Annotated in this window: 15 protein-coding genes and 1 pseudogene; 9 read left to right on the plus strand and 7 right to left on the minus strand. The window is 58.6% G+C overall.

Annotated elements, in window-relative coordinates:
- The first annotated feature begins 85 nt into the window (after positions 1-85).
- The 5 genes from CW267_RS17880 to yfaU all read left to right on the plus strand — a co-directional run bounded on the left by CW267_RS17880 (position 86) and on the right by yfaU (position 5,639).
- Positions 86-1,282 (plus strand): nicotinamide mononucleotide deamidase-related protein YfaY, encoded by a 1,197-nt coding sequence (locus tag CW267_RS17880; RefSeq protein WP_039102396.1) that lies wholly within the window; start codon positions 86-88, stop codon positions 1,280-1,282.
- A 205-nt stretch (positions 1,283-1,487) separates the two neighbouring features.
- Positions 1,488-2,273: an IclR family transcriptional regulator gene (locus CW267_RS17885; protein WP_008803963.1), complete on the plus strand. Its 786-nt coding sequence runs from the start codon at positions 1,488-1,490 to the stop codon at positions 2,271-2,273.
- A gap of 10 nt (positions 2,274-2,283) precedes the next feature.
- A complete protein-coding gene (rhmD, locus tag CW267_RS17890) occupies positions 2,284-3,489 on the plus strand; it encodes an L-rhamnonate dehydratase (RefSeq protein WP_008803964.1) in 1,206 nt (401 codons plus the stop codon).
- Between the two features lie 42 nt (positions 3,490-3,531).
- Positions 3,532-4,821: an MFS transporter gene (locus CW267_RS17895; RefSeq protein ID WP_049010027.1), complete on the plus strand. Its 1,290-nt coding sequence runs from the start codon at positions 3,532-3,534 to the stop codon at positions 4,819-4,821.
- A 14-nt stretch (positions 4,822-4,835) separates the two neighbouring features.
- Positions 4,836-5,639 (plus strand): 2-keto-3-deoxy-L-rhamnonate aldolase, encoded by an 804-nt coding sequence (gene yfaU, locus CW267_RS17900; protein WP_012540990.1) that lies wholly within the window; start codon positions 4,836-4,838, stop codon positions 5,637-5,639.
- Between the two features lie 28 nt (positions 5,640-5,667).
- On the opposite strand, the gene glpC is transcribed toward yfaU, so the two are convergent.
- Genes glpC through glpA form a run of 3 tightly spaced genes read right to left on the minus strand, consistent with a single transcriptional unit; the run spans position 5,668 to position 9,714 of the window.
- Complete coding sequence (glpC, locus tag CW267_RS17905; protein WP_023323049.1) at positions 5,668-6,846, minus strand: anaerobic glycerol-3-phosphate dehydrogenase subunit GlpC; 1,179 nt, start codon at positions 6,844-6,846, stop codon at positions 5,668-5,670.
- On the minus strand, positions 6,843-8,102 hold the full coding sequence (gene glpB, locus CW267_RS17910; RefSeq protein WP_100781313.1) for a glycerol-3-phosphate dehydrogenase subunit GlpB: 1,260 nt from the start codon (positions 8,100-8,102) through the stop codon (positions 6,843-6,845). Before glpB ends, glpC begins: the two co-directional genes overlap by 4 nt.
- Positions 8,092-9,714 carry an anaerobic glycerol-3-phosphate dehydrogenase subunit A gene (glpA, locus tag CW267_RS17915; RefSeq protein WP_100781312.1) on the minus strand — a complete coding sequence of 541 codons (1,623 nt, stop codon included), beginning with the start codon at positions 9,712-9,714 and terminating at the stop codon, positions 8,092-8,094. Before glpA ends, glpB begins: the two co-directional genes overlap by 11 nt.
- Positions 9,715-9,985: 271 nt before the next feature.
- On the opposite strand from glpA, the gene glpT reads away from it, so the two are divergent.
- Both glpT and glpQ read left to right on the plus strand, forming a co-directional pair.
- Positions 9,986-11,332: a glycerol-3-phosphate transporter gene (gene glpT / locus CW267_RS17920; RefSeq protein WP_002913019.1), complete on the plus strand. Its 1,347-nt coding sequence runs from the start codon at positions 9,986-9,988 to the stop codon at positions 11,330-11,332.
- Positions 11,333-11,341: 9 nt separating this feature from the next.
- Positions 11,342-12,409 (plus strand): glycerophosphodiester phosphodiesterase, encoded by a 1,068-nt coding sequence (gene glpQ / locus CW267_RS17925; RefSeq protein ID WP_023340562.1) that lies wholly within the window; start codon positions 11,342-11,344, stop codon positions 12,407-12,409.
- 93 nt (positions 12,410-12,502) lie between these two features.
- Here the strand turns inward: glpQ and yfaE are convergent, their stop codons facing one another.
- The 4 genes from yfaE to ubiG form a co-directional block, all read right to left on the minus strand.
- Entirely contained in the window at positions 12,503-12,757 is a 255-nt protein-coding gene (gene yfaE, locus CW267_RS17930; protein ID WP_002913017.1) for a class I ribonucleotide reductase maintenance protein YfaE, read from the minus strand.
- Positions 12,757-13,887 carry a class Ia ribonucleoside-diphosphate reductase subunit beta gene (gene nrdB / locus CW267_RS17935; protein WP_004140835.1) on the minus strand — a complete coding sequence of 377 codons (1,131 nt, stop codon included), beginning with the start codon at positions 13,885-13,887 and terminating at the stop codon, positions 12,757-12,759. Before nrdB ends, yfaE begins: the two co-directional genes overlap by 1 nt.
- Positions 13,888-13,988: 101 nt before the next feature.
- Positions 13,989-16,274 carry a class 1a ribonucleoside-diphosphate reductase subunit alpha gene (nrdA, locus tag CW267_RS17940; RefSeq protein WP_008803972.1) on the minus strand — a complete coding sequence of 762 codons (2,286 nt, stop codon included), beginning with the start codon at positions 16,272-16,274 and terminating at the stop codon, positions 13,989-13,991.
- Between the two features lie 344 nt (positions 16,275-16,618).
- Complete coding sequence (gene ubiG, locus CW267_RS17950; protein WP_008803973.1) at positions 16,619-17,347, minus strand: bifunctional 2-polyprenyl-6-hydroxyphenol methylase/3-demethylubiquinol 3-O-methyltransferase UbiG; 729 nt, start codon at positions 17,345-17,347, stop codon at positions 16,619-16,621.
- Between the two features lie 146 nt (positions 17,348-17,493).
- Between ubiG and gyrA the strand changes: the two genes are divergently transcribed.
- Positions 17,494-20,127, plus strand: a complete 2,634-nt coding sequence (gyrA, locus tag CW267_RS17955) for a DNA topoisomerase (ATP-hydrolyzing) subunit A (RefSeq protein ID WP_008803974.1) — start codon at positions 17,494-17,496, stop codon at positions 20,125-20,127.
- Positions 20,128-20,258: 131 nt separating this feature from the next.
- Positions 20,259-21,065, plus strand: a pseudogene (locus CW267_RS17960) (two-component system sensor histidine kinase/response regulator); the annotation flags it as partial.

The following is a 21,065-nucleotide window of genomic DNA, read 5'->3' on the forward strand; positions in this document are numbered from 1 at the left end:
TCTTCTTGCCGCGCCAGATTTTCCTCCTCGTCAGCATCCCGCTTTGCGTTATAGTATTTGCCACCTGGCAGGCAAGGAGTGAGCAATGTTGAATGTGGAAATGCTGTCCACTGGCGATGAAGTGTTGCATGGTCAAATCGTTGATACCAATGCGGCATGGCTGGCGGATTTCTTTTTTAATCAGGGGTTACCGTTAACGCGCCGCCATACCGTTGGCGACGATCTTGATGCGCTGGTGGCGATTCTGCGCGAACGCAGCGAACAGGCGGATGTGCTGATCGTTAACGGCGGCCTTGGGCCGACCAGCGACGATCTGAGCGCGCTGGCCGCCGCCACCGCGAAAGGCGAAGAGCTTATTTTGCATCCGGAGTGGCTGGAAACCATGACCCGTTTCTTTGCCGAGCGCGGCCGGCCGATGGCGGAAAGTAACCGCAAGCAGGCGGAAATCCCCGCCAGCGCCGAGATGATCAATAACCCGGTCGGCACGGCCTGTGGCTTTGCCGTTCAGCTCAACCGCTGCCTGATGTTTTTCACCCCCGGTGTACCTTCTGAATTTAAGGTGATGGTCGAGCAGGAGATTTTACCGCGTCTGCGTCAGCGCTTTACGCTGCCGGAACCGCCGGTATGCCTGCGTTTGACCACTTTTGGCCGCTCGGAGAGCGAGCTGGCGCAAAGCCTCAATCCGCTGACGTTACCGCCTGGCGTGGTGATGGGTTACCGTTCGTCGATGCCGATTATCGAACTCAAGCTAACCGGACCGGCTGACCAGCGCGACGCCATGCTGGCCCTGTGGCCGGAAGTCCGCAAGGTGGCTGGCGACAGTCTGATTTTCGAAGGCACGGAAGGGTTACCGGCGCAGATTGCGCGCTGCCTGCAGGAGCGGCAGCTGAGCCTGACGCTCAGCGAGCAGTTTACCGGCGGCCTGCTGGCGCTGCAGCTGTCCCGCGCCGGCGCGCCGCTGCTGGCCAGCGAAGTGGTCCCGGCGCAGGAGGAGACGCTGGCGCAGGCGGCTCGCTGGGCGGCCGAGCGGCGAATAAACCATTTTGCCGGCCTGGCCCTGGCGGTGAGCGGCCAGGAGAACGATCATCTTAACGTGGCCCTGGCCACCCCGGACGGCACCTTCGCGCTGCGCGTGAAGTTCAGCGTCACCCGCCACAGCCTGGCGGTACGCCAGGAAGTCTGCGCCATGATGGCATTAAACATGCTGCGTCGCTGGCTGAATGGTCAACCGCTGGCCAGCGAACATGGCTGGATTAACGTGGTGGATTCCCTCTCGCTGTAAGTCGTTTCCCCCGGCGCGCGGGCTTCTCCCGGGCGCCGGTTGTCCAGCCTGTTGTACTCTCCTGAAAAAATTCTGTGCGTTAAGTCGCAATAATCTGCAGCGGATGGTCCAGCATACGGGAAAACGATTGCCCCGCGATATCGCTCACACTTTACCGCCCGCACAATCGCAACACTGATTCCAGTATTCAGGATTGGAGTCCAGTATGTTGGAATCAACAAAAGTCCCGGCGCTGACCCGCGCGATTGAGATCCTCAATTTAATCAGCCGGATTGGTCCCTGCAGCGCAGCCACCATCATTGCCGAACTGGGGATCCCGAAAAGCACGGTTTATCTGCTGCTGGGCGAGCTAAAAAAGCAGCGCTTCATCAGTATGGATAATCAGGATAACTACTGCCTGTGGACCAAGCTGGTGGAGCTGGCCGGGCAGGCGCTGAGCAAAATGGATCTGCGCGAGCTGGCGCGTCCGCGCCTCACCCGACTGATGGATGAGTGCGGCCTGCTTTGCCATCTGGGCATCATCGATCAGGGTAACGCCTACTACATTCTTAAAATTGAGTCTCCCGCCACCATTAGCGTGCGTTCGCACGAAGGCAAGAGCCTGTCGCTTTATCGCTCCGGGATCGGCAAATGTTTGCTGGCCTGGCAGCCCGCCAGCGTTCAGGCGTCGATTATCGACGACCTGCAGTGGGAGCGGGCCACGCCAACGACCATCACCGATGCACAACAGCTGCGGGAGGAGCTGGGGCGCATTCGCGCTCGGGGCTGGAGCTTTGATAATGGCGAGGACTATCCGGATGTGCGCTGCGTGGCCGCGCCGGTGTTTAACGCCAATAACGACCTGACCGCCGCCATCTCGGTGGTGGGCACCCGTCTGCAAATCAATGAAGACAATCGCGATTATCTGGCCGGTAAGGCGATTGCCTGCGCGAAAGATATTTCCCGTCTGCTGGGGTGGAAAAGCCCCTTCGAACAACTCGCCTCATCATAAGGAGAACATCATGACCCTACCGAAAATTAAACACGTCCGCGCCTGGTTTACCGGCGGCGCCACAGCAGAGCAGGGCGCCGGCGGCGGTGATTACCACGACCAGGGGGCTAACCACTGGATTGACGATCATATCGCCACCCCGATGAGCAAATATAAAGAGTATGAGCAGTCCCGCCAGTCTTTTGGCATCAACGTGCTGGGGACGCTGATTGTGGAAGTGGAAGCCGACAACGGACAGACCGGCTTTGCGGTGTCGACGGCCGGGGAGATGGGCTGCTTTATCGTGGAAAAACATCTCAACCGCTTTATCGAAGGCAAATGCGTCAGCGATATCAAACTGATCCATGACCAGATGCTTAACGCCACCCTTTACTACGCGGGATCCGGCGGCCTGGTAATGAATACCCTCTCCTGTGTCGACCTGGCGCTGTGGGATCTGTTCGGTAAAGTGGTTGGCCTGCCGGTCTACAAACTGCTGGGCGGGGCAGTGCGCGACGAAATCCAGTTCTATGCCACCGGCGCGCGTCCGGACCTGGCGCAGGAGATGGGCTTTATCGGCGGTAAAATGCCTACCCACTGGGGGCCGCACGATGGCGACGCCGGGATCCGCAAAGACGTCGCCATGGTGGCTGACATGCGTGAAAAATGTGGCCCGGATTTCTGGTTAATGCTGGACTGCTGGATGAGTCAGGACGTTAACTATGCCACCAAACTTGCCCATGCCTGTGCCCCTTATAACCTCAAGTGGATCGAAGAGTGCCTGCCGCCGCAGCAGTATGAAGGCTATCGCGAGCTGAAGCGCCAGGCGCCGGCCGGGATGATGGTGACCAGCGGCGAGCACCACGGCACACTGCAGTCCTTCCGCACCCTGTCGGAAACCGGCATCGATATTATGCAGCCCGACGTCGGCTGGTGCGGCGGCTTAACCACCCTGGTGGAGATCGCGGCCATCGCCAAAGCGCGCGGGCAGCTGGTGGTGCCCCACGGCTCGTCGGTTTACTCCCATCATGCGGTGATCACCTTCACCAACACGCCGTTCAGCGAGTTTCTGATGACCAGCCCGGACTGCGCCACGCTGCGTCCGCAGTTCGACCCGATCCTGCTCGGCGAGCCGGTGCCGGAGAGAGGGCGCATTCATAAATCGGTCCTGGATAAACCCGGCTTTGGCGTCGAGCTCAATCGCGACTGCAACCTGAAGCGTCCTTATCAACACTGATTGCGTCGGGCCGCCCGGCGGCCCGCGCCTGAGGATATTATGATGAGCAACACTCTGCTGGAGAGCGTGGTGAAGAAAAACCGCGCCCGCTTAATCCCCTTTATGCTGGCGCTGTACGTGCTGGCGTTTCTTGACCGTTCGAATATCGGTTTCGCCAAAGAGACCTACCAGCTGGATACCGGGCTCAGCAATGAGGCCTACGCGCTGGGGGCCGGTATCTTCTTTGTGGTCTATGCCTTCCTCGGGGTGCCGGCCAATCTGCTGATGCGCAAATTTGGCGCCAGAAAATGGATCGGCTTCACCACTCTCCTGTGGGGCGTGCTGTCGGCGGCGATGGCGTGGGCGGATACGGAAGCGAAATTCCTGCTGGTACGTACCCTGCTGGGCGCGGCGGAGGCGGGCTTCTTTCCCGGAATGATCTACCTCACTTCACAGTGGTTTCCCCAGCAAAACCGCGCCAGCATTATGGGGCTGTTTTATATGGGGGCGCCGCTGGCCCTGACGCTGGGATCGCCTTTATCCGGTGCGCTGCTGGAGATGCATGGGTTTATGGGCCATCCCGGCTGGTTCTGGATGTTTGTCATTGAAGGCCTGCTCGCCGTCGCCGCGGGAGCGTTCACCTTCTTCTGGCTGGACGATTCGCCGCAGCATGCCCGCTTCCTGAGCATAGAGGAGAAACAGGCGCTGATCGGCGAGCTGGCGCGCGAGGAGGAGAAAAAGATTGCCTCGCGCCTGTCCGATGCGCTGCGTAACGGGCGGGTCTGGCAGCTGGCGCTGATTTATCTGACCATTCAGGTGGCGGTCTATGGTCTGATTTTCTTCCTGCCCACCCAGGTTGCTGCGCTGCTGGGCACCAAAGTTGGCTTCGTTGCCTCGGTGGTGACGGCTATCCCGTGGGTGGCAGCGCTGTTTGGCACCTGGCTTATCCCTCGCTACTCCGATCGCACCGGCGAGCGGCGCAATATTGCCGCCCTGACGCTGCTGGCGGCGGCGGTCGGGATTGCGGTGTCCGGACTGGTGGCGCCGGTGCTGGCTATCATCGCGCTGTGCGTGGCGGCGGTTGGGGTGATTGCCGTGCAGCCGGTCTTCTGGACGATGCCGACGCAGCTGCTGTCCGGCACAGCGCTGGCCGCCGGGATTGGCTTTGTTAACCTGTTTGGCGCCATCGGCGGTTTTCTGGCGCCGATCGTGCGCGTGCAGGCCGAAAATTTGTTCGCCAGCAGCGCCGCCGGACTGTTAACCCTGGCCGGCGTCGCCATTGTCGGGGTGGTCATTATCTTTTCATTGAGCCTTACCCGCGCGGTACCCCAGCGCGGCAGCGTACAGCATTGAATAAAGGAATCGCTATGAACGCACTGTTATCTAACCCCTTCAAACGGGGATTATTACGCGGTGAGACGCAAATCGGCCTGTGGCTGAGCTCCACCTCCTCCTACATGGCCGAGATCGCCGCGACCTCGGGATACGACTGGCTGCTGATCGACGGCGAGCATGCCCCGAACACCATTCAGGACCTTTATCATCAGCTGCAGGCGATTGCCCCCTACGCCAGCCAGCCGGTCATTCGTCCGGTCGAGGGCAACCGCAGCCTGATAAAACAGGTGCTGGATATTGGCGCCAGAACCTTGCTGGTGCCGATGGTCGATACCGCCGAGCAGGCGCGGGAAGTGGTCTCGGCGACCCGTTATCCGCCCATCGGTAGCCGCGGTGTTGGCGCTGGCGTGGCGAGAGCGGCGCGCTGGGGAAGGATAGAGAATTATATGGCGGAGGCGAATGACGAACTCTGTCTGCTGATACAGGTCGAGAGCCGAACCGCGCTGGAGAATCTGGACGCGATTCTTGAGGTGGACGGCATTGACGGGGTGTTTATCGGTCCGGCGGATCTCTCCGCCTCGCTGGGTCACCCGGACGATGCCGGCCATCCTGACGTGCAGCGGGTGATCGAGCAGAGCATCCGGCGCATTCGCGCGGCGGGGAAAGCGGCCGGATTTCTGGCGGTCGACCCGGCGATGGCAGAAAAATGTCTTGCCTGGGGGGCCAACTTCGTGGCGGTCGGGGTGGACACCATGCTGTATACCCAGGCGCTGGACCGCCGGCTGGCGATGTTCAAACCCACCTGCGCCCAGCCGCAGGAGAAAGCGAGCTATTAACTATTGATGGCGGAGGCTGGCGCTGGGCTCAGGCGAGCGCCTGCGCCAGTACCGTCAGCGGATGCTCGCAGCGTTTGCGGGTGGACATCTCAATCTGCCACTTGCAGGTCTCGCAGTCGGTCACGACGATGTCGGCGCCGCTCTCCTCAATCTGGCGGAACAGCGGGGCGCCGATAGCCTGGGATACCGCATAATTCTCAGTTTTAAACCCGTAGGTGCCCGCGATGCCGCAGCACTGTGAATCCAGCACCTCCAGCTGCAGGCCGGGGATCAGCCGCAGCAGCTCGAGGGTATACAGCGACCAGCCCATCTTTTCCATATGACACGGGGTGTGATAGACCACCTTCAGCGGCAGCCGGCGCAGCGGTAGCGTCTTGCCGGCATCCAGCTGTTTCCAGATCCAGCGGGTGGCCAGCTCGACCCGATCGCGAAGATCGCTGTTGTCGACATCGAGGAGATGAGGGTATTCATCACGTAGCGTAAAGGTGCAGGTCGAGGAGGTGGCAATGATCGGCAGCGTGTTTTCCCGCATCGCAGCGACGTTACTCTGCGCCTGCTTATGCGCCTTGTCGAAAAAGCCGTTGGCGATCAGCGGCACGCCGCAGCATTTTTCCTTTGATAACAACTGCACACCGGTACCCAGCGCGTTGACGACGCGGATCAGATCCTTACCCAGCTGCGGGTGGTTATAGTTGACGTAGCAACCATGAAAGAAGACCACCTGCTCAGGATACTCCGCCTGTCTGGCCGCGAGCTGGCGGTAAGCGCGGCGGAAGGTGCCGAAGCCATATTTCGGCAGCGTACGCCGGTGGTCGATTTTAAGCGCCGCGTCGAGCAGGCGGCGCACCGGTTTTAAACCGGTCGTGGCGTTGACCAGGGGGGCAAAGGGAGTGGAAAGGGTGCCCATCAGGTCGGTATGGCTGAGGATGGCGTCGCGCAGGGTCGGCTTTTGCTGGCCGTACTGTGCCCGGGCGCGCTGAATGATATCGCCAATTTTCACATCCGACGGGCAGGCAACCTCGCAGCGCTTGCAGTTAATGCAGTACTTCAGCGCCTCGTCGTACAGCGCGCCATCCTTCAGACGCAGACGTTCGCCGTCCGGCCCCGCCTGTTTCGGGCCGGGATAGCGTGGATTGACCCGACTTACCGGGCAGGTGGTGGTACAGACCGTGCACTTAATGCAGCTTTCAAAACGGGTATCGTTCATGGCCGGCCTCCGGCAAGGGCGTGGATCTGTCTGGCGGCGTGCAGCGCGGTGACGGCGCAGACGCCGCCGCCACAGCCGAGCTGAATGGCATCGAACCCGCCGAGCAATGAGCCAATGGCGAACAGATTATGGAACGACTGCCCGCCCAGCACGGGGCGCAGCAGGGCATCGGTTTTCACGCCGAAGCGCTGCCACGGTTGTGAGGCGAAGAAATCGCGCTGGTACCAGCTTTCCCGGGGCAGGGTCTGCTGCAGATCGAGGCCGAGGATCGGCTCGCGCACGCTATCGCGAGTGGCGACAAGACCGTTGCTGAAAAAGCTGCCGCTGGCCAGCACGGTGAAACGCGGACGCAGCGCGACATCGACGTGATTTCGCGTCCAGACGGCCTCGACGGCGCCCTGTCGATGGCTGATTTTCACCACTTCATCGCCAGCAAGCCAGATGCCGCCCTCACGAATGAACTGGCGTTGCAGCTGAGAATGTAAACGCATCCCCGGCACCGAAGGCGGCAGCGTCGGCAGCAGACGCAGCGGGCAGGGCAGACGCGTCTGCAGCCAGCGGTACAGGCGATCGTCGGCGAGGCCAAAACAGGCGGGCATGATCAGCAGGTCATGCTGCTGTGCCAGCGGTAGCAGCGCTGCATGCAGGGCCGGCCATAGATTCTCATCATCCAGTACGCGGGCGATATTGGCGGCGCGAAACTCGGTGGGGTTGTCACGCAGCACATCCAGCAGCGGTAACTCGATTTCCACCGCCGCGGCGGTAACTCCGTGTTGACCGAGCGCGGCGGCGGCGAGATGTGGCTGAAAATCAGCAAAACCGCTAATCCCTACCAGGCATACGTGTTGCTGCGCGAAGGGTGCCAGCGGAACCTCTTCCGGCGACAGCCACGCCGGTCGCAACGTCCCCAGCGGCGTCACCCGCAGATGAGGTTGGCGCGCTTCGCCTTGCATGTTCGCGCCGCAGGCGGCCAGCAGGGCTTCGGTCTGTGTCGCGTATTCGAGTACCGCCCCGGCGCCGAGCCGGGAATAAGGGTGTTCAGGAAGCTGTTCAGCGAGTTGCTGCAGACCTTGTGCGACGTCAGTAACGTTATCGCCGTTGGGCAGCGCCGAGAGCAGGTCTAACGACGCGGAGGAAAAATGCAGCGCGCTCTGCCCGCGGCTGATAATGACGCTGCGCAGGCCGTACTGATTCAGCGCCAGCCCGCACAACAGGCCGGCGAGCCCGCCGCCGACAATTGCGCAATCAAACTTCATCCTGGTGCTCCTGTGGCAGTCCGCACAGGCCGAGGTAGACCCAGCGGGTGAATTCGCTTTCGCGCAGTGCGTCGCCCCAGGCGATGGGCTGCACGCCCTTCCAGCGTTCATTGAGAAACGCCGATAGCTGGGTCAACGACTGCGCGGGGGTGGTGACGTTAAAGCGCTGCAACAGTCCGGCAGCGCGGCAGGCGCAGAGTTCCCCCTGGCAGGTGCCCATGCCAATCCGGGTGCGGCGGCGCAGGTCGAGCAGGGTGTTGACCGCCAGATTTTCCACCGCGTATTTCACTTCGCCAGCGGTAACGGCTTCGCATTCGCAGACCAGGCTACGGTGCTGGCGGCTGTCGCCAAGCCAGGCCGGAGTGCGATCGCCGTGACGGTAGACGGCCGAGCCGCGCAGCGGGGTGGGGAGGGAGATAATTTTTTGCAGGGTACTTTCCGTTGGCTCTTGTGAACCGGGCAGCGGGGTCTCGGCCGTGCTACAGGGGGTGGTGTTTCCCAGCTTACGACAGACGGCGTCGGTGGCCCACTCGGCCATCAGGCGATAGGTCATCAGCTTGCCGCCGGTGATAGTAATGAAGCCTTCCATACCGTCACGCTGGGCATGGTCGAGCAGGACGATGCCGCGGCTGACGCTGCGCCCGCTGGGATCGTTATCGCTGGCCACCAGCGGGCGGACGCCGGAGTAGGCGCGGAGGATCCGGGTGCGGCCCATGATCGGCGCCAGCTTTTCGCCTTCGCGCAGCAGGGTATCGACTTCCGCCGTCGTTACCCGGTTGTCGTCAATGTCGTCATAAGGAATATGCATTGAGGTGGTGCCGATCAGCGAGATGGTATCCCCGGGCACCAGAATATCGGCGTCGGCCGGCTTACGGCAGCGGTTGATCACCAGGTTGTTAATCCGGTGGTCAAGGATCAACAGCGATCCCTTCGCCGGGAACATGGTGATGCGCAGGTCGGCATATTCCGCAATGCGCTGCCCCCAGATCCCGGCGGCGTTAACCACCACCCCGGCGTACAGCGTGCGGGCCTGGTGAAGTTGGCGGTCGTATACCTGGACGCCACAGACGCGATCGCCCTGGCGCAGCAGGCCTGTTACTTCGCAGCCGGTAAGGATCTGCGCGCCGTGTTCGCGGGCGTCGAGCATATTGGCTGCGGTGAGGCGAAACGGGTCGATGGTGCCGTCCGGGACCTGCACTGCGCCCAGCAGCGTCGGGTTGACGGCGGGCTCCCGGCGCAGCGCGTCCTGCGGGGAGAGCGGGGTAGCTTCAATGCCGGCCTGCTGGCAGGCGGTGATAAAAGTCTGCTGATACGCCAGGTCATCTTCAGGCAGGGTAATAAACAGACCGCCGGACGGTTCGATACAGTGGCGGGCGATGCGGCGCAGGATGCGGTTCTCACTGATGCATTCGCGGGCGGATTCGTTGTCGGTCACCGCATAGCGGGCGCCGCTGTGCAGCAGTCCATGATTACGGCCGGTGGCCCCGGTGGCGATATCATGGCGCTCAATGAGCAGCGTGCGTAATCCGCGTCGGGCGCAGTCGCGGGCGATGCCGGCGCCGGTTGCTCCGCCGCCGATGATAATGACCTCGCTATCAAGACGTCCCGTCATCTTCAGCTCCTCTGCTTTCGTTTAACGCCATTTAGCCACAATTCATAAGGTTATTGTTTGATTTCGAGCATATTCGCGCGTTATTTGAGCGTGTTATGTGATTTTGTGCTCACAATGGAACGTTTTGTCATATTTCTGTAACAAATTGTGCGATGTTTCACAGTATCAACTCTACGTATTGCCTACTATCGCGACCATATTTGAAGTTGGTGATTAATCTGGGATTTTGTCGTGACGTCAGTAGAAAACAGCAAGGGCCACGGAGGCTGATATGTTAAGTATTTTTAAACCCGCCGCGCATAAAGCGCGTTTGCCAGCAGCGGAGATCGACCCGCTGTATCGTCGATTACGCTGGCAGATTTTTATTGGCATCTTTTTTGGTTATGCCGCTTACTATCTGGTTCGTAAGAACTTTGCCCTGGCGATGCCTTATCTGATTGAGCAGGGCTTCTCCCGTGGCGACCTCGGTTTCGCCCTTTCCGGCATCTCCATCGCCTACGGATTTTCGAAATTCATCATGGGCTCGGTCTCTGACCGCTCGAATCCGCGCATTTTCCTGCCGGCCGGCTTGATCCTCGCCGCGCTGGTGATGCTGGTGATGGGTTTTGTACCGTGGGCGACTTCCAGCATCATGATCATGTTCGTATTGCTGTTTCTTTGCGGATGGTTCCAGGGGATGGGCTGGCCGCCGTGCGGCCGGACCATGGTGCACTGGTGGTCGCAGAAAGAGCGCGGTGGGATTGTCTCGGTGTGGAACTGCGCGCATAACGTCGGCGGCGGTATTCCGCCGCTGCTGTTCCTGCTGGGGATGGCGTGGTTTAACGACTGGCACGCGGCGCTGTATATGCCCGCCTTCGGCGCGATCCTGCTGGCGATTTTTGCCTTCGCGATGATGCGCGATACCCCGCAGTCCTGCGGTCTGCCGCCGATCGAAGAGTATAAAAACGACTATCCGGATGACTATAGTGAAAAGCACGAAGAAGAGCTGACGGCGAAGCAGATCTTTATGCAGTACATTCTGCCGAACAAGCTGCTGTGGTACATCGCTATCGCTAACGTCTTCGTTTATCTGCTGCGCTACGGCATTCTGGACTGGTCGCCGACCTACCTGAAAGAGGTCAAACACTTCGCGCTGGATAAATCCTCCTGGGCCTACTTCCTCTATGAGTACGCGGGGATCCCGGGCACGCTGCTGTGCGGCTGGATGTCGGACAAAGTGTTTAAAGGCAACCGCGGCGCGACCGGCGTGTTCTTTATGACCCTGGTGACCATCGCCACTGTCGTTTACTGGCTGAACCCGCCGGGTAATCCGGGCGTGGATATGGCCTGTATGATCATCATTGGCTTCCTGATTTACGGCCCGGTGATGCTGATCGGTCTGCATGCGCTGGAACTGGCGCCGAAAAAAGCCGCCGGTACCGCTGCGGGCTTCACCGGTCTGTTTGGCTATCTCGGCGGTTCCGTAGCCGCGAGCGCCATCGTCGGCTACACCGTCGATTTCTTCGGCTGGGACGGCGGCTTCATGGTGATGATCGGCGGCAGCGTGCTGGCGGTTATCCTGCTGGTTATCGTGATGCTTGGCGAGCGTCGTCATCATCAACAACTGAAACAAGCCTAAGGAGCGACGATGAACATGAAACTCACCGCGCTAATGAGCGGCATGATTTTGGCCAGTTCGGCGCTGTGCTTCAGCGCCGTCGCAGCGGAGAAAATGGTCATCGCCCACCGCGGCGCCAGCGGGTATCTGCCGGAACATACCCTGCCGGCGAAAGCGATGGCTTACGCTCAGGGGGCGGATTACCTTGAGCAAGATCTGGTGATGACCAAAGACGACCGGCTGGTGGTGTTACACGACCATTATCTCGATCGGGTGACTGACGTTGCGCAGCGTTTCCCGCAGCGGGCGCGTCAAGATGGCCGTTTCTACGCCATCGACTTTACCCTGGCCGAGATTAAGTCGTTGAAGTTTACCGAAGGTTTTGAGCCGAAAAATGGTAAGAACGTGCAAACCTATCCCGGGCGTTTCCCGATGGGCAAATCCGATTTCCGCATTCATACCTTTGAAGAAGAGATTGAGTTTGTCCAGGGGCTGAACCATTCGACGGGTAAAAATATTGGTATCTACCCGGAAATCAAAGCGCCGTGGTTCCACCATCAGGAAGGCAAAGATATTGCCGCCAGCACGCTGAAAGTGCTGAAGGAATATGGCTACACCAGCAAGCAGGATAAGGTTTATCTGCAGTGCTTTGACGCTAATGAGCTCAAACGCATCAAAAATGAGCTGGAACCGGAGATGGGCATGGATCTCAATCTGGTGCAGCTCATCGCCTACACCGACTGGAATGAAACCCAGCAGAAACAGGCGGACGGTAAATGGGTGAACTACAGCTATGACTGGATGTTTAAGCCGGGAGCGATGGCGCAGATCGCGCAGTACGCCGACGGTATCGGCCCGGATTACCATATGCTGGTAGCGGAAGGCTCGAAGCCGGGCGCGGTGAAGCTGACGGCGATGGTGAAAGAGGCGCATGCCAGCCATCTGCAGGTGCATCCGTACACCGTGCGTGCGGATCAGCTGCCGGAGTACGCGACTAACGTTAATCAGCTCTATGACGTGCTGTATCACCAGGCGGGCGTCGACGGCTTGTTTACCGATTTCCCGGATAAAGCGGTGCAGTTTCTGAACGCGAAATAAAACAAAAGGGCCGTAAGGCCCTTTTATGTTTTCCCCCTCTCCCTGTGGGAGAGGGCCGGGGTGAGGGCATCAGGCCGCACACATCGACAACACTTACATCTCGATCTCAATATCGCCTTTCGCCCGGCAGCAGCAGGGCAAAATTTCCCCCGGCTGGATAAAGGCCAGCGGCTCGGTCAGCCAGTCAACCTGGCCGGAAACCAGACGCGTGCGGCAGGAACCGCAATAGCCTTCGCGGCACTGATACTCGACGTCGATATTATGCGACTCCAGCGCCGCCAGCAGGGAAGGGTGTTCATCCTGACACTCAAGGCGAGTGTCAGAGATTTTCAGGAAAATCCGCTTCATTACAGCTGGAAATTGCTCAGGTCGTCGGCATCGACTTCAGAATCGATCTGACCGACGAGATACGAGCTGACTTCCACTTCCTGCGGCGCCACCTGGACGTTATCGGAGACCAGCCAGGTGTTGATCCATGGGATTGGGTTGGAGCGGGTCTGGAATGGCAGATCGAGGCCCACTGCCTGCATGCGGATATTGGTGATGTACTCGACGTACTGGCAGAGAATATCTTTGTTCAGGCCGATCATCGAGCCGTCGCGGAACAGATAGTCCGCCCACTCTTTCTCCTGCTGCGCCGCCAGCACGAACAGGTCATAGCACTCCTGCTTGCACTCTTCGGCGATTTCCGCCATCTCCGGATCGTCGCTGCCGGAGCGCAGCAGGTTCAGCATATGCTGGGTGCCGGTCAGGTGCAGCGCTTCATCGCGGGCGATCAGGCGGATAATTTTGGCGTTGCCTTCCATCAGCTTGCGCTCGGCGAAAGCGAAGGAGCAGGCGAAGCTAACGTAGAAGCGGATCGCTTCCAGCGCGTTAACGCTCATCAGACACAGATAGAGTTTCTTTTTCAGCTCGCGCAGATTCACGGTCACGGTTTTGCCGTTGACGGTGTGGGTGCCTTCGCCCAGCAGGTGCCAGTAGCTGGTCATTTCGATCAGCGAATCGTAATAGTGAGAGATGCCTTCCGCACGTTTCTGGATCTGCTCGTTGGTCACGATATCGTCGAACACGGTCGCCGGATCGTTGACGATGTTGCGGATGATATGGGTGTAGGAGCGCGAGTGGATGGTCTCGGAGAAGGCCCAGGTTTCCACCCAGGTTTCCAGCTCCGGGATGGAGATCAGCGGCAGCAGCGCAACGTTCGGGCTGCGGCCCTGGATGGAGTCGAGCAGCGTCTGGTACTTCAGGTTGCTGATGAAAATATGTTTTTCATGTTCCGGCAGCGCCTGGTAGTCGATGCGATCGCGGGAAACGTCAACCTCTTCCGGACGCCAGAAGAAGGAGAGCTGCTTTTCAATCAGCTTTTCAAAGATGTCATATTTTTGCTGATCGTAGCGGGCCACGTTAACCGGCTGGCCAAAAAACATCGGTTCCAGCAGCTGATCGTTTTTCGTCTGTGAAAAAGTGGTGTATGCCATTGAAGTGAGTCCTGTTGAAATGTATTGCCCGGCGGTACTACGTTGGCCGGGCCTACACAATCGTAGGCCGGGTAAGCATCGCGCCACCCGGCAAAAATAACTTAGATCTTACAAGCGCCGCTTTCGCAGCCGTCGTCCTGGATGGACGGGGCCAGGTCATCCTGAGCGTCTTCTGCGCCATCACGGGTGTTGTGATAGTACAGCGTTTTGACACCGAATTTATAGGCGTTGAGCAGGTCTTTGAGCAACTGCTGCATCGGCACTTTTCCGGACGGGAAGCGCGTCGGATCGTAGTTGGTGTTGGCAGAGATCGACTGGTCGATAAACTTCTGCATGATACCCACCAGCTGCAGATAACCGTCGTTGTTCGGCATTTCCCACAGCAGCTCATAGGCGTTCTGCAGATTTTCGTAATCCGGCACCACCTGGCGCAGGATACCGTCCTTGGACGCTTTGATACTGACGTGGCCGCGCGGCGGCTCAATGCCGTTGGTGGCGTTGGAGATCTGCGATGAGGTCTCGGACGGCATCAGTGCGGAGAGCGTGGAGTTACGCAGACCGTGGGTTTTAATGGATTCGCGCAATGCTTCCCAGTCGAAGTGCAGAGATTCGCTGACGATGCCGTCCAGGTCTTTCTTATAGGTATCGATCGGCAGGATACCCTGCGCGTAGGTGGTTTCATTGAACCACGGGCAGGCGCCCTGCTCGATAGCCAGCTCGTTGGAGGCCTTCAGCAGGTAGTACTGAATCGCTTCGAAGGTTTTGTGCGTCAGGTTGTTGGCGCTGCCGTCGGAGTAGCGTTTGCCATGCTTCGCCAGATAGTAAGCGAAGTTGATCACGCCGATGCCCAGCGTACGACGCCCCATCGCGCCGCGTTTGGCGGCCGGGATCGGGTAATCCTGATAGTCCAGCAGTGCATCCAGGGCACGCACCGCCAGCACCGCCAGCTCTTCCAGCTCGTCGAGGCTGTCAATCGCGCCGAGGTTGAAGGCCGACAGGGTGCACAGCGCGATTTCGCCGTTTTCGTCGTTGACGTCTTCCAGCGGTTTGGTCGGCAGGGCGATCTCCAGGCACAGGTTAGACTGACGCACCGGGGCGACTACCGGATCGAACGGGCTGTGGGTGTTGCAGTGGTCGACGTTCTGGATGTAGATGCGGCCGGTAGAGGCGCGTTCCTGCATCATCAGCGAGAACAGCTCAACGGCTTTAATACGCTGCTTGCGAATGCTGTCGTCCTGCTCGTACTGGGTGTACAGGCGCTCAAACTCGTCCTGATCGGCAAAGAAGGCGTCATACAGGCCCGGGACATCGGAAGGGCTGAACAGGGTAATGTCGCCGCCCTTCAGCAGACGGGTGTACATCAGCTTGTTGATCTGTACGCCGTAGTCCATATGACGAACGCGGTTGGCGTCGGTACCGCGGTTGTTTTTCAGCACCAGCAGGCTTTCCACTTCCAGATGCCACATTGGGTAGAAGAGGGTCGCCGCGCCGCCGCGAACGCCGCCCTGCGAGCAGGATTTCACCGCGGTCTGGAAATGTTTGTAGAACGGAATGCAACCGGTGTGGAAGGCTTCGCCGCCGCGGATCGGGCTGCCCAGCGCGCGAATGCGCCCGGCGTTGATGCCGATCCCGGCGCGCTGGGAAACGTATTTCACAATCGCGCTGGAGGTGGCGTTGATGGAATCCAGGCTGTCGCCGCACTCGATCAGCACGCAGGAGCTGAACTGACGGGTTGGGGTGCGCACGCCGGACATGATTGGCGTCGGCAGCGAGATTTTAAAGGTCGATACCGCGTCGTAGAAACGCTTAATGTAGTCCAGACGGGTTTCGCGCGGGTAGTTCGAGAACAGACACGCGGCGACCAGAATATAGAGGAACTGTGCGCTCTCATAAATTTCGCCGGTAACGCGGTTTTGTACCAGATACTTGCCTTCCAGCTGCTTAACGGCTGCGTAGGAGAAGTTCATGTCGCGCCAGTGGTCGAGGAAACCGTCCATCTGCTGGAACTCTTCTTCCGTGTAGTCTTCCAGCAGATGATGATCGTATTTACCCTTCTCGACCATCTTCACCACGTGATCGTAGAGCGCCGGCGGCTCAAACTGGCCAAAGGCTTTTTTACGCAAATGGAAAATCGCCAGACGCGCGGCGAGGTACTGGTAATCCGGCGCGTCGCGGGAGATCAGATCCGCAGCGGCTTTAATAATGGTTTCGTGGATGTCCGCGGTTTTGATGCCGTCATAGAACTGGATATGGGAGCGCAGCTCTACCTGGGAAATCGAAACGTTATTCAGTCCTTCTGCCGCCCAATCCAGTACGCGATGGATTTTGTCGAGATTGATGCGCTCGGTGGTCCCGTCGCGCTTTGTCACCAGCAGACTCTGATTCATGTGGATTTTACCTGTCCGTGAAAGAAAATATCCCCCGTTTATCCACAGAAGGCCGTTGTGACTAACTCTGTGGATAAATACTATATGTAGGGGGTTGTCGATAAAAGAAACGCTATATGGTGAGTATTTTAGTAAGGAATCTTTTGAGTACAAGGGTTGATTTTGACGTTAAATTGAGGTTGCGGAAGGGTAATAATCCGCAAGTCCACGTCGCATAAGGCCTGGAGAAGAAGTCAATAAAACAGAAAAAAAAATGAAAATTTGATCGAGTGCTGATTTCTTCATCGGAAGAAATAATCACGCGGCTTGATGCCGCGCAATCATCATAAGCGCAGGTGCTGACCTCAGTCCTGTTTGGCGGTGGTATGCAACATATAGTTAACATCAACCCCCGGCGCTAACTTGAAGGTGTTGGTCAGCGGATTGTAATGCAGACCGATGATATGCTGCTCTTTCAGAGTAGTCTGATCTACCCAGCTCAGCAGTTCGGCCGGTTTGATAAACTTCTTCACATCATGAGTGCCCTTAGGCACCATCTTCATGACATATTCCGCACCGACCACCGCCATCAGCCAGGCCTTGCCGTTGCGGTTGATGGTGGAGAAGAAGACCTGGCCGCCGGGCTTCACCAGCCGCGCGCAGGCATGCACCACCGACTGCGGGTCGGGCACGTGCTCCAGCATCTCCATACAGGTCACGACGTCATACTGCTGCGGATGCTTCGCGGCATGTTCCTCAACCGTTTCCTGAACATAGTCCACCTGAATACCGCTCTCCAGGGCGTGCAGCTTCGCGACCTGCAGCGGTTCGGCACCCATGTCCAGTCCGGTGACCGTCGCACCTTCGCGCGCCATGCTCTCGGCGAGAATGCCGCCGCCGCAGCCGACATCGAGGACTTTTTTACCGAACAGGCCGCCGGAGCGTTCGGCGATATAGCCCAGCCGCAGCGGGTTGATGCGGTGGAGCGGTTTGAACTCGCCCTCCAGATCCCACCAGCGCGAGGCGACGGCTTCGAATTTGGCGATTTCAGCATGATCGACGTTAGGGGCTACCGACGTTTTTTCGGCATTCATGGGCGCTTTTACTCCTTTTCTGTTCAGACCTGCGAGTATATCAGCAGCGCGCCATGAATAAACCGTATTGCTTTACCTCTATTAGCGCGGCTGTGTTATAATTTGCGACCTTTGAATCCGGGATACAGTAGAGGGATAGCGGTTAGATGAGCGACCTTGCGAGAGAAATTACACCGGTCAACATTGAGGAAGAGCTTAAGAACTCTTATCTGGATTATGCGATGTCGGTCATTGTTGGCCGTGCGCTGCCGGATGTCCGAGATGGCCTGAAGCCGGTACACCGTCGCGTACTTTACGCCATGAACGTATTGGGCAATGACTGGAACAAAGCCTATAAAAAATCAGCCCGTGTCGTTGGTGACGTAATCGGTAAATACCACCCGCACGGCGACTCCGCGGTATACGACACCATCGTTCGTATGGCGCAGCCGTTCTCGCTGCGTTACATGCTGGTGGACGGCCAGGGTAACTTCGGTTCCATCGACGGCGACTCCGCCGCGGCGATGCGTTATACCGAAATTCGTCTGGCGAAAATCGCTCATGAGCTGATGGCCGATCTTGAAAAAGAGACGGTCGATTTCGTCGACAACTATGACGGTACGGAGCGTATTCCGGACGTCATGCCGACCAAAATTCCTAACCTGCTGGTGAACGGCGCCTCCGGGATCGCCGTAGGGATGGCGACCAATATACCGCCGCATAACCTGACGGAAGTGATCAACGGCTGTCTGGCGTATGTTGACGATGAAGACATCAGCATTGAAGGGTTGATGGCGCATATTCCAGGCCCTGATTTCCCGACCGCCGCCATTATTAATGGCCGTCGTGGTATTGAAGAGGCTTACCGCACCGGTCGCGGTAAAGTGTATATCCGCGCACGCGCGGAAGTGGAAGTGGACGCGAAATCCGGCCGCGAAACCATCATCGTGCACGAAATTCCGTATCAGGTGAACAAAGCGCGCCTGATTGAGAAAATCGCCGAGCTGGTCAAAGAAAAACGCGTGGAAGGCATCAGCGCGCTGCGTGACGAGTCTGATAAAGACGGGATGCGCATCGTGATTGAAGTGAAGCGCGATGCGGTAGGGGAAGTGGTGCTCAACAACCTCTATTCCCAGACTCAGCTGCAGGTCTCCTTCGGCATCAACATGGTTGCTCTGCACCATGGTCAGCCGAAGATCATGAACCTGAAGGACATCATCGCCGCGTTTGTACGCCACCGCCGCGAAGTGGTGACCCGTCGTACGATTTTCGAACTGCGCAAAGCGCGCGACCGGGCGCATATCCTCGAAGCGCTGGCCGTTGCGCTGGCCAACATCGACCCGATTATCGAACTGATCCGTCGCGCGCCGACCCCGGCAGAAGCGAAAACGGCGCTGGTTGCCCAGGCGTGGGATCTCGGTAACGTTGCGGCGATGCTGGAGCGCGCCGGTGATGACGCCGCGCGTCCGGAATGGCTGGAGCCAGAGTTCGGCGTGCGCGACGGTAAATACTATCTGACCGAGCAGCAGGCTCAGGCGATTCTGGATCTGCGTCTGCAGAAACTGACCGGCCTTGAGCATGAAAAACTGCTCGACGAATATAAAGAGTTGCTGGAGCAGATCGCGGAACTGCTGCACATTCTCGGCAGCGCCGATCGTCTGATGGAAGTGATTCGCGAAGAGCTGGAACTGATCCGTGACCAGTTCGGCGACGAACGTCGTACCGAAATCACTGCCAACAGCGCTGATATTAACATCGAAGATCTGATCAACCAGGAAGACGTGGTGGTCACCCTGTCGCATCAGGGCTATGTGAAGTATCAGCCGCTGACCGACTACGAAGCACAGCGTCGTGGCGGTAAAGGCAAGTCAGCAGCGCGCATTAAAGAAGAAGACTTTATCGACCGCCTGCTGGTGGCTAACACCCATGACACTATCCTCTGCTTCTCGAGTCGTGGCCGTCTGTACTGGATGAAGGTCTATCAGCTGCCGGAAGCCAGTCGCGGCGCGCGCGGTCGTCCGATCGTCAACCTGCTGCCGCTGGAAGCCGATGAGCGTATCACCGCCATCCTCCCGGTCCGCGAGTACGAAGAGGGCGTCAACGTCTTTATGGCGACCGCCAGCGGTACCGTGAAGAAAACCGCGCTGACCGAGTTCAGCCGTCCGCGTTCCGCCGGTATCATCGCGGTCAATCTGAACGAAGGCGATGAGCTGATCGGCGTCGATCTGACCTCTGGTCAGGACGAAGTGATGCTGTTCTCCGCGGCCGGTAAGGTTGTGCGCTTCAAAGAAGACGCCGTTCGCGCCATGGGCCGTACCGCCACCGGCGTACGCGGCATCAAGCTGGCGGAAAACGACAGCGTCGTCTCGCTGATTATTCCGCGCGGCGAAGGCGCGATCCTGACGGTAACGCAAAACGGTTACGGTAAACGTACCGCAGCGGCGGAGTATCCGACCAAATCGCGTGCCACTCAGGGCGTTATCTCGATCAAAGTCACCGAGCGTAACGGCTCCGTGGTGGGCGCCGTGCAGGTGGATGACTGCGATCAGATCATGATGATCACCGACGCCGGGACGCTGGTTCGTACCCGCGTTTCCGAAGTGAGCATCGTGGGCCGTAACACCCAGGGTGTGATCCTCATCCGCACCGCGGAAGATGAAAACGTGGTGGGTCTGCAGCGCGTGGCAGAGCCGGTGGACGACGAAGAACTGGATGCCATCGACGGTAGCGTAGCGGAAGGCGATGACGATATCGCCCCGGAAGCGGATACCGATGACGACATCGCCGAAGACGAAGAGTAATCGTCCCTGGTAAATGTTCTGAAAGGGCCGGGTATTCTCCCGGCCCTTTTTGCATTAAGATTGCGGCAAAGCCGGTTTACCGCTACTTTAACCCCATTCTGTTGAGTCCCTGACGGCCGAGCATCGCCACATTGAAATATCTTGCCTCGTTTCATACAACCCTGAAGGTTTCACGTTATCTGTTCAGAGCGCTGGCGGTATTACTGTGGCTGCTGATTGCGTTTGTCTCTGTGTTCTATATCGTCAATGCCCTGCACGAGCGGGAAGCCGAGATCCATCAGGAGCTCAATCTCAACGCCGACCAGGCCCAGCGCTATATTCAGCGTACGGCGGACGTGATTAAAGAGCTGAAGTACGTCGCCGGTAACCGCTTGTCGGCAGGGGACGCGGTAGCGCAAGGGCAAAACGGCGATATCGCGGTGCCCAACTTTGAACCCCTGTACCCAGATTCCGACTGCAGCGCGATGAGCAGCACCTGGCGTAATTCGCTGCAATCACTGGCGTGGTTTATGCGCTACTGGCGGGATAATTTTACCGCTGCCTACGACCTTAACCGCATCTTTCTCATTGGCAGCGATAACCTCTGCATGGCCAACTTTGGCCTACGGGACGTGCCGATTGAGCGCGATCAGGCGCTGAAAGTCCTGCATCAGCGCATTGAGCAATATCGCAACGCGCCGCAAAACGAGCGCGGCAACAACCTGTTCTGGATAAGCCAGGGCGTGCGCCCCGGCGTGGGCTACTTTTATGCCCTGACCCCGGTCTATATGGCCAACCGTCTGCAGGCGATGCTCGGCGTGGAGCAGACCATCCGTATGGAAAGCTTCTTCACGCCAGGCAGTTTGCCGATGAGCGTGACGATTTTTGACGATAACGGCCAGCCGCTGATCTCGTTGGCCGGCGCGGAAGGCAAAATCCAGAGCGAAGCGAAGTGGATG

The sequence above is a fragment of the Klebsiella sp. X1-16S-Nf21 genome, from assembly GCF_002837615.1.
Taxonomy (GTDB): Bacteria; Pseudomonadota; Gammaproteobacteria; order Enterobacterales; family Enterobacteriaceae; genus Klebsiella; species Klebsiella variicola.

Excerpts from the sequence above, each read along its gene's own strand:
- CW267_RS17880 (WP_039102396.1), top strand. The coding sequence starts at position 86 with ATGTTGAATGTGGAAATGCTGTCCACTGGCGATGAAGTGTTGCATGGT.
- CW267_RS17885 (WP_008803963.1), top strand. The coding sequence starts at position 1,488 with ATGTTGGAATCAACAAAAGTCCCGGCGCTGACCCGCGCGATTGAGATC.
- rhmD (WP_008803964.1), top strand. The coding sequence starts at position 2,284 with ATGACCCTACCGAAAATTAAACACGTCCGCGCCTGGTTTACCGGCGGC.
- CW267_RS17895 (WP_049010027.1), top strand. The coding sequence starts at position 3,532 with ATGAGCAACACTCTGCTGGAGAGCGTGGTGAAGAAAAACCGCGCCCGC.
- yfaU (WP_012540990.1), top strand. The coding sequence starts at position 4,836 with ATGAACGCACTGTTATCTAACCCCTTCAAACGGGGATTATTACGCGGT.
- glpC (WP_023323049.1), bottom strand. The coding sequence starts at position 6,846 with ATGAACGATACCCGTTTTGAAAGCTGCATTAAGTGCACGGTCTGTACC.
- glpB (WP_100781313.1), bottom strand. The coding sequence starts at position 8,102 with ATGAAGTTTGATTGCGCAATTGTCGGCGGCGGGCTCGCCGGCCTGTTG.
- glpA (WP_100781312.1), bottom strand. The coding sequence starts at position 9,714 with ATGACGGGACGTCTTGATAGCGAGGTCATTATCATCGGCGGCGGAGCA.
- glpT (WP_002913019.1), top strand. The coding sequence starts at position 9,986 with ATGTTAAGTATTTTTAAACCCGCCGCGCATAAAGCGCGTTTGCCAGCA.
- glpQ (WP_023340562.1), top strand. The coding sequence starts at position 11,342 with ATGAACATGAAACTCACCGCGCTAATGAGCGGCATGATTTTGGCCAGT.
- yfaE (WP_002913017.1), bottom strand. The coding sequence starts at position 12,757 with ATGAAGCGGATTTTCCTGAAAATCTCTGACACTCGCCTTGAGTGTCAG.
- nrdB (WP_004140835.1), bottom strand. The coding sequence starts at position 13,887 with ATGGCATACACCACTTTTTCACAGACGAAAAACGATCAGCTGCTGGAA.
- nrdA (WP_008803972.1), bottom strand. The coding sequence starts at position 16,274 with ATGAATCAGAGTCTGCTGGTGACAAAGCGCGACGGGACCACCGAGCGC.
- ubiG (WP_008803973.1), bottom strand. The coding sequence starts at position 17,347 with ATGAATGCCGAAAAAACGTCGGTAGCCCCTAACGTCGATCATGCTGAA.
- gyrA (WP_008803974.1), top strand. The coding sequence starts at position 17,494 with ATGAGCGACCTTGCGAGAGAAATTACACCGGTCAACATTGAGGAAGAG.